Genomic DNA, 7,621 nt, shown 5'->3' with positions numbered 1-7,621 from the left:
CGGTTGCCGATCAGGTCTCGACCGAGGCGACCGCCTCACTGCGCACGTGTGTTTCGGGCGGGGCGGCGCTGCCCGTCGCGGTGCTCAACGATTTCGAGAAGACCTTCGACGCAATCATTCTGGAGGGGTACGGCCTCTCAGAGACCTCACCGGCCGTGACGTTCAACCATCCCGATGCCGAGCGCCGCCCTGGCTCGATCGGCACGCCGATCGAGGGCGTGCAGGTGCGCCTGGTCGACGAGAACGGCAACGAAGCCCCGGCTGGCAGTCCTGGCGAGATCGAAGTCAAGGGCCCCAACGTCATGAAGGGCTACTGGAACCTCCCCGAGGCCACCGACGCGGCGATCAAGGATGGTTGGTTCTCGTCAGGTGACATCGCCGTCGTCGACGCGGACGGTTACTACTGGATCGTCGACCGCAAGAAGGACTTGATCATCCGCGGTGGATACAACGTGTACCCACGCGAGATCGAAGAAGTGCTGCACGAGCATCCCGCGGTCGCCCAGGTCGCGGTGATCGGTATCGCGCACGACTCTCTCGGTGAGGAAGTCGGAGCGGCTGTCGTGTTGAAGGCCGGCGCAACTGCGGTGGTGGAGGAACTGCGGCAGTTCGTGAAGGAACGGGTAGCGGCCTACAAGTATCCCCGCCGGATCTGGTTCGTGGACCACCTTCCCACGGGACCGACTGGAAAGCTGTTGCGCCGCGAGGTAATACCACCACCAATCGAGGAGGCATAGTCGCCCGTGGTAGCCACGACCAGCAAGAGTGCAGACGAACTCGCCGCACCCCTGGACCTGCTGTTGACCAGCTCGGCCGTCGGCGTGGCGGACAGGATGATGCCCAACGTCGCGTGGAGCAGATTCGCGCTCAACCTCGCTAAACAGCCACGGACACTGGCGTCGCGCGCCGGAACGCTGGGCCGCGAGCTGCTGACGATCGCCGAAGGCCGCTCCGAGCTGGCACCCGCCAAGGGAGACAAGCGGTTCGCCGACCCCGCTTGGCGCGGCAACCCGCTACTCCGGCGCACGATGCAGGCCTACCTGGCCACCAACAACACTGTGGACCAACTCTTTTCGGATGCCGACCTCGATTGGCGCGACGCCGAGCGGATCCGGTTCGTTTTGGACGTGCTTACCGAGGGGCTGGCGCCAACCAACAACCCCATACTGAACCCGTTGGGGTGGAAGGCATTGATCGACACGGGCGGCCAGAGCGCGGTCCGCGGTATGCGTCACTTCGTCTCCGACATGCTGTCGGCACCCCGGGTGCCGTCGATGGTTGACCCGGATGCGTTCACGCTGGGAGAGACGATCGCGGTGACCCCTGGATCGGTGGTCTACCGAACCGAGGAGTTCGAGCTGATCCAGTACGCGCCACAGACGGACGAGGTGTATTCGGTGCCGTTGCTGATGGTGCCGCCCGTGATCAACAAGTTCTACGTCATGGACATCGCGCCGGGCCGCAGCATGATCGAGTACTTCGTTCGGCAGGGCATGCAGGTGTTCGCCATCTCATGGCGAAACCCCACTGCGGAGAACAGGAACTGGGGATTCGACACGTACGGCCAAGCGATCCTGAACGCGCTGGAGGCCGTCGAGAAGATCACCCAGACAGATCGCACCCATCTCCAGGCCTCCTGCTCGGGCGGCATCCTTGCCTCGATGACCGCGGCGCATCTCAATGCCATCGGCGAGGGCCATCGCATTGCCGGTCTGACACTGATGGTTACGGTGCTCGATCAGCGGAAGGCGGGCTTCGCTTCGGCCGCCATCGACGAAGAGGCCGCCAACATCGCGATCGCGCTGTCCGCTCGGCAGGGCTACCTGGACGGCCGATCGTTGGCGGAGGTGTTCGCATGGCTGCGGCCGACGGACCTGGTGTGGCGCTACTGGGTCAACAACTACATCGAAGGCAGGTCGCCGACGGCGTTCGACGTGCTCTTCTGGAACGCCGACACCACCCGGATGGCCGCCGCGCTGCACCGCGACATGATCACGATGGGGCTTCACAACTCCCTCGTCACGCCGGGGGCCGTCAGCATGTTGGGCACGCCGGTCGACCTCAACCAACTGACCACCGATGCCTACGTCGTCGCGGGGGTCGCCGACCACATCTCGCCGTGGCAGGCCTGCTATCGAAGCGCCAGGACGCTCGGTGTCAAGAACGTCCGCTTCGTGCTGTCATCGAGCGGTCACATCGCTTCGCTGGTCAATCCGCCTGGGAATCCGAGGGCGTCCTATCGCGTCGCCGACGTGGACGAGCCCGATCCGGCGTTCTGGCTGGAGTCGGCCGACCAGCACACGGATTCCTGGTGGCCTGACTTCGTCTCCTGGCTCGGCGAGCGCAGCGGCAAGAAGCAAGACGCCCCCGAGGTCCTCGGCGGCGCAGGGATGACGCCGCTGGAGCCCGCCCCTGGCAGCTACGTACTCGAGCACTAGCAAGATCGCTGCCGTGAAAGGGCCCATATGACAACCGTTCTCGAAGAACCCGCCGACCTGCTCGGGCTGGTCGGGCAAACTCTCGGCACGACCGAGTGGATGAAGGTCACGCAGCAACAAGTCGATCTGTTCGCCGACGCGACCGGGGACCGGCAGTGGATCCACATCGACCCCGAGCGGGCGGCGAAGGGCCCATTCAAGGGCACGATCGTGCATGACTACCTGACGCTGGCTCTCACGCCGGCGGTGATCGCACAGGTGCTGGTGATCCGCGAACTGACGGCGGCCCTGAACTACGGATTGAACACGGTGCGCTTCCCGGCACCGATGCGAGTGGGATGCCAGGTCCGTGCGGCGGTCACCGTCGCCAGCGCGCAACAGAAGACCTCCGGCGTCGAGTCGGTGTTCACGCTGACCTACGAGATCGACGGCGAAGAACGCCCCGCGTGTGTCGCCGACGTCATAGTTTTGTACCCATGACGGCCGCGGCGACAGTCAGGACGACGAGCGTGGAAGAACTCGTGCCCGTGCTCGGCCAGCAGATCCGGGTGAAAGTGCGCCCGGGTAGCGGGGTGCCGCTGGTGCTGTGCAACGGCATCGGCGCCAGCCTGGAAGTGTTCGATCCGCTCGTCGAACAACTGGATCCCGATACGCCGGTCGTGCGGTTCGACGTGCCGGGTACCGGCGGTTCGCCGGATTCGCCGCTTCCGTACGGTTTCCCGTACTTGGCGTTGGTTCTGGGGATGTTGCTGCGGAAGGTCGGGATCGTCGGGCAGGTCGACGTTCTCGGGCTGTCGTGGGGAGGAGCGCTGGCCCAGCAGTTCGCCTTCCAGAATCCGCGCCACTGCCGCAGGCTGATACTGGTGTCCACCGGCACGGGCGCAATCATGGTTCCTGGAGGGCCGGCCATTCTGGCGAAGATGGTGACGCCTCGCAGGTTCCTCGATCACGATTACGCTGCCTCGATCGCGGGTGCCATCTACGGCGGCACGGTCCGAGACGATCCGTCGACGATCAAGCGACTCTTCGACCGTCAGCTGATGGCAGGCTCCCGGGTGGGGTACCTGCATCAGCTGCTCGCCGGAGCGGTATGGACCAGCCTGTTCGCGCTGCCCCTGATCCGCCAGCAGACACTGATCGTCGCCGGGCTGGACGATCCCATCATCCCCGTCGTCAACGCGAGGATCATGGGCAGGCTTCTGCCCCACGCGACCGTGCATCTGCACAGTGGCGGTCACGTCGACCTGATCACCAACGCCGCAGAATTGGCGCCGGTGATCGAGCAATTCAGATCCCGACCCGATTGAGGTAGCACCGATGAGTACCGCCACGACGACCGACAGCGCCGATTTCTACGCACTGGAGGAACTGCTCGACGACGACGAGCAGCAGTACCTTCACCGGGTGCGAGACTTCATGAAGTCCGAGGTCGAGCCGACGGTGAACCAGCACTGGCAACGCGGGAGTTTTCCGTTCGAGATCGTGCCGGGATTCCGACAACTCGGATTGGCCGGCCTTCCGTACCACGGATTCGGTTGTCCAGGAAGGTCATTCCTCCTCGACGGCATGGTGGCGATGGAGCTCGCCCGAACCGACCCGTCGATCGCGACGTTCTCCGGTGTCCACGGCGGGTTGTCGATGGGTTCGATTTATCTGTGCGGCAACGATGAGCAGAAGCAGCGGTATCTGCCGAGCATGGCGCGCATGGAGAAGATCGGCGCGTTTGGACTGACCGAGCCGGACGTCGGGTCCGGTGCGTCGCGGGGGCTGATGACGACGGCTCGCCGGGACGGGGACACGTGGATCCTCAACGGTCAGAAGAAGTGGATCGGCAACGCGACGTTCGGCGACTTGACGGTGATCTGGGCCAGGGACGTCGCAGACGACCAGGTGAAGGGGTTCGTGGTCGCCAACGACACCCCCGGGTTCTCGACGACGAAGCTCGAGGACAAGATCGCATTGCGCATCGTGCAGAACGCAGTGATCACGCTGCAGGACGTCCGGGTCGACGAGGCCGACCGGCTGGCGAATGCCAACTCGTTCCGTGACACCGCCGAAGTGCTGCGCATGACCCGTGCCGGCGTCGCCTGGATGGCGATCGGCTGCGCCCGCGGCGCGTACGACAATGCGTTGGCGTACGCAGTATCCCGTGAACAGTTCGGCCGGCCCATCGCGGGATTTCAACTCGTCCAAGATCTGCTGGTGCGGATGCTCGGCAACATCACGTCGTCGTGGGCGTTGTGCGCCCGGCTCTCGCAGCTGCAGGACGAGGGCCGCGCGGAGGACCGGCACTCGTCGCTGGCGAAGGCGTGGTGCACCGTCAGAATGCGCGAAACCGTCGGGTACGCACGCGAACTGCTCGGTGGCAACGGAATCCTGTTGGAGCACAACGTCGGACGCTTCGTCGCCGACGCCGAAGCGATCTACTCCTACGAAGGCACGCGGGAGATGAACACGTTGATCGTCGGCCGAGCCATCACGGGACTCAGCGCGTTCGTCTAACCGCCTACGGGCACACACCCTGGTGCGCCGTCGCGGTCAAATCCGGCGGAGACCAACGTCGTCAAAACTCATCGCGCAGGCCGGCGATCGTGTGGCGCAGCAGAATTTCGGCCAAGAGATTGCACCACCGTCGTGGTCACCCTCACGAATGGGTGAGGTCTTCGGAGATCCTCCACAGGCGCGCGGCGTTCTCGGGGTCCAGCGCGTACGGCGCGACTCCGCCGGTGTGGCCTGCACGCTCACTGATCTGCGGGGCAGCAGCACAGTCCTCGTAGTAGCAACCCGAAACCCCCTCGACGTCGGGGCTCGCGGCGAGCAGCACCGACGTTGCGGCACCCTGCTCGATGGTCTTGACCGGCGGCAGCCCCAGCTCGGTTTGCTCACCAAAGGCCGCCAGATCGCCGGGGCTCATGTGTCGCGCGAGGGCGGTGCTGGCGACGTTGCCGGGCATCAGCGCGTTGACCGCGATGCCATCGTCGCCCCAGCGGTCCGCGGCACCGGCCGCGAACAACACATTGGCTGACTTGGACTGCCCGTATGAAGTCCACTGATCGTAGGGGCGGAACCGATAGTGCAGGTCGTCGAAGACTACCGGGGAGAACAGATGCCCGATCGAGGCGACAGCCACCACGCGGGCACCGGCAGCCGCGGCCAACCACCGTCGAAGTCCGGTGGCCAGTACGAAATGACCGAGATGGTTTGTGGCGAACTGTATCTCAAAGCCGCCGAACGTGCGGGTGAGCTGCGGCAGAGCCATCACCCCAGCATTGTTTACCAGGATGTGCAGTGGTTCCGACCAAATGCGCACGAAATCGGCCACCGACGCAGGGTCGGCCAGATCCAGCCGGGCGACGTGCACCACTCCGTGCCCCGGCGAGAGCTTTTCGGCGATCCCGTTCGCGACTTCGGTGCCAGCCTTCACATTACGCACCGCCAGCGTCACATCGGCGCCCGCCGAGGCCAGCGCCCGGGCGGTCTCGGTACCGATCCCCGAACTCGCACCGGTGACGATGGCCCGCCGCCCGTGCAGATCGACGTCGGCAACGACCTCGGCCGCCGTAGTCGTTGGTCCGTAGTTGTATGTCGGCATAGGGAACTCCATCGTGTAGGCACCGACTTACTCGGCGTTGAGCACGCGGGTTTCGGTCGCGCCGGCGTCTATGCGCCCGTGTTGGATTCACCCCTGGTGGCCGACGACCGTCGTAACCTGCCGGGTCACCCGGCGACGGCCTGCCGGGCGGTGTCAGTGACGTTCTCGACTTTCTTGACGTCGCTGCGCATCCCGAAGCCGGAGATCATCTCCACCACGCCGAGGATGACCAGCCAGACGCCGACCACCAGAGCCAGGGTCACGATCGAGTCGAACGGGTAGGCCAACACCACGACACCGGCGATGATGCTGATGATACCGAAGAAGATCGCCCATCCGCGGCCGGGGAACCCCCGATCGCCGAACTGGAATGCGACCGCGGTCACGCCGCGGAGGATGAATCCGATCCCAATCCAAATGGCAAGCAGCAGAATGGCGTATCCCTGCCCAAAGTGTCGAAACGCCAAGATTCCAAGGATCACCGACAACACGCCACTGATGATGTTCATGAATCTGCTGCCCGCTGAGACAGGCAGGCTAAACGCGAGGACCACCATCGCGACGCCGGACACCACTAGGTACACACCAAACAACCCGGCAGCCACCAGAATCGAAGCTCCCGGCCACGCCAACACTGCCACGCCCAGGATCACGGTCAGTAGGACGAACAGGATCGCCGACATGCAGAGGCGGCGCGCCAGATCAGAAACGGGATGTGGGTTGTCGGTCATTACGACTCCTCGCTGGACGCGGTTCGCGGCGCTCTGCCGAGGCACTCATTGTCGCGCGGGGTTGCGCCGGCGTGGTTGTGCGAGGAGACAACATTGGCTCTACAACGGTGTCGCTGCGGACACTGCGAACCCAAATCGACGCGAGATGACGAATTCAACCGGTCTACTGCGGGATTCAACTCGTTCTGGGTAACCGCCTATAGGTCCACCTCGGCCAACACCCGGCCGCCGCCCACCGCATCACGCAGTGCCGCGTAGTCACGGGCGTTCTGTTGTGCGTAGACCTGTGCGAATCGGGTGAGCGCGACGTCGGCGGCATCGCTGCTGCCGAGATACCCTGCGATCGCGACGCGATCCCCGGTGCGGGCGTGCGCGCGGGCCAGGACATGCGCGCATGATCGCCCATAGTCGGCAAGCAGTTGCGGACTCATCGACTCCAAACTCGCCGACTCCTTCCAATCCCGTAGCTGACGCACGTAGTAGTCGCCTTCGTGGCCATCGGGGCCGACGCAACGCAACCACCCCAGCAGGATGTCGCTGCTGGCCTGCATCAGCCGCTCACCCGCTACCACCCGCTCCGCGGCGTTGGTGTAGCCACCCGAACCGAGGAAGCGCTCGAACACCGACGGCTGGGCCTCCTTGACTTGTAACAGCAACGGGTCCTGGTCGTCGCGTCCAAGCAACAGCACGACCCAAGCCCGGGTGCCGACACTGCCGACGCCGACTACCTTGCGGGCCATGCCGGTGTAGCGGAACCGGTGGACTAGTACGCGACGGCTGGTCTCGAGACTCTGCTCATAGGCGTCGAATAGGGCGCCCATGTGTTCCTCGTGCACTCGGGCCTCGGCCTCGCCGACGAG

General features: G+C 64.8%; 8 protein-coding genes. 5 read left to right on the top strand and 3 right to left on the bottom strand.

Annotated features, from left to right (window positions below):
* From QOC69_RS25045 to QOC69_RS25025, 5 genes are all read left to right on the top strand, one after another.
* On the top strand, positions 1 to 737 hold a 737-nt coding region (locus QOC69_RS25045), incomplete at its 5' end, for an AMP-binding protein (RefSeq protein WP_526444697.1).
* Between the two features lie 6 nt (positions 738 to 743).
* The gene (locus QOC69_RS25040; RefSeq protein ID WP_526444695.1) at positions 744 to 2,438 is read left to right on the top strand and encodes a PHA/PHB synthase family protein; all 1,695 of its coding nucleotides are present in this window, start codon (positions 744 to 746) and stop codon (positions 2,436 to 2,438) included.
* 27 nt (positions 2,439 to 2,465) lie between these two features.
* Positions 2,466 to 2,918, top strand: a complete 453-nt coding sequence (locus QOC69_RS25035) for a MaoC family dehydratase (protein WP_526444693.1) — start codon at positions 2,466 to 2,468, stop codon at positions 2,916 to 2,918.
* Positions 2,915 to 3,745: an alpha/beta fold hydrolase gene (locus tag QOC69_RS25030; protein WP_526444691.1), complete on the top strand. Its 831-nt coding sequence runs from the start codon at positions 2,915 to 2,917 to the stop codon at positions 3,743 to 3,745. Before QOC69_RS25035 ends, QOC69_RS25030 begins: the two co-directional genes overlap by 4 nt.
* Before the next feature lie 10 nt (positions 3,746 to 3,755).
* Positions 3,756 to 4,940, top strand: a complete 1,185-nt coding sequence (locus QOC69_RS25025; protein WP_526444689.1) for an acyl-CoA dehydrogenase family protein — start codon at positions 3,756 to 3,758, stop codon at positions 4,938 to 4,940.
* Positions 4,941 to 5,082: 142 nt separating this feature from the next.
* Here the strand turns inward: QOC69_RS25025 and QOC69_RS25020 are convergent, their stop codons facing one another.
* From QOC69_RS25020 to QOC69_RS25010, 3 genes are all read right to left on the bottom strand, one after another.
* Positions 5,083 to 6,030: an SDR family NAD(P)-dependent oxidoreductase gene (locus QOC69_RS25020; protein ID WP_526444687.1), complete on the bottom strand. Its 948-nt coding sequence runs from the start codon at positions 6,028 to 6,030 to the stop codon at positions 5,083 to 5,085.
* A 125-nt stretch (positions 6,031 to 6,155) separates the two neighbouring features.
* Entirely contained in the window at positions 6,156 to 6,761 is a 606-nt protein-coding gene (locus QOC69_RS25015; protein ID WP_526444685.1) for an HdeD family acid-resistance protein, read from the bottom strand.
* A 197-nt stretch (positions 6,762 to 6,958) separates the two neighbouring features.
* The coding region (locus QOC69_RS25010; RefSeq protein WP_526444683.1) for a DUF2252 family protein at positions 6,959 to 7,621 on the bottom strand (663 nt) is incomplete at its 5' end.

It is taken from the genome of Mycobacterium sp., from assembly GCF_032162105.1.
GTDB lineage: Bacteria > Actinomycetota > Actinomycetes > Mycobacteriales > Mycobacteriaceae > Mycobacterium.
This window is presented reverse-complemented; position numbering and strand designations above follow the sequence as displayed.

What these genes read in the sequence shown, in the direction of transcription:
- QOC69_RS25020 (WP_526444687.1), bottom strand. Translation starts at nt 6,030, where the DNA reads ATGCCGACATACAACTACGGACCAACGACTACGGCGGCCGAGGTCGTT.
- QOC69_RS25035 (WP_526444693.1), top strand. Translation starts at nt 2,466, where the DNA reads ATGACAACCGTTCTCGAAGAACCCGCCGACCTGCTCGGGCTGGTCGGG.
- QOC69_RS25030 (WP_526444691.1), top strand. Translation starts at nt 2,915, where the DNA reads ATGACGGCCGCGGCGACAGTCAGGACGACGAGCGTGGAAGAACTCGTG.
- QOC69_RS25015 (WP_526444685.1), bottom strand. Translation starts at nt 6,761, where the DNA reads ATGACCGACAACCCACATCCCGTTTCTGATCTGGCGCGCCGCCTCTGC.
- QOC69_RS25025 (WP_526444689.1), top strand. Translation starts at nt 3,756, where the DNA reads ATGAGTACCGCCACGACGACCGACAGCGCCGATTTCTACGCACTGGAG.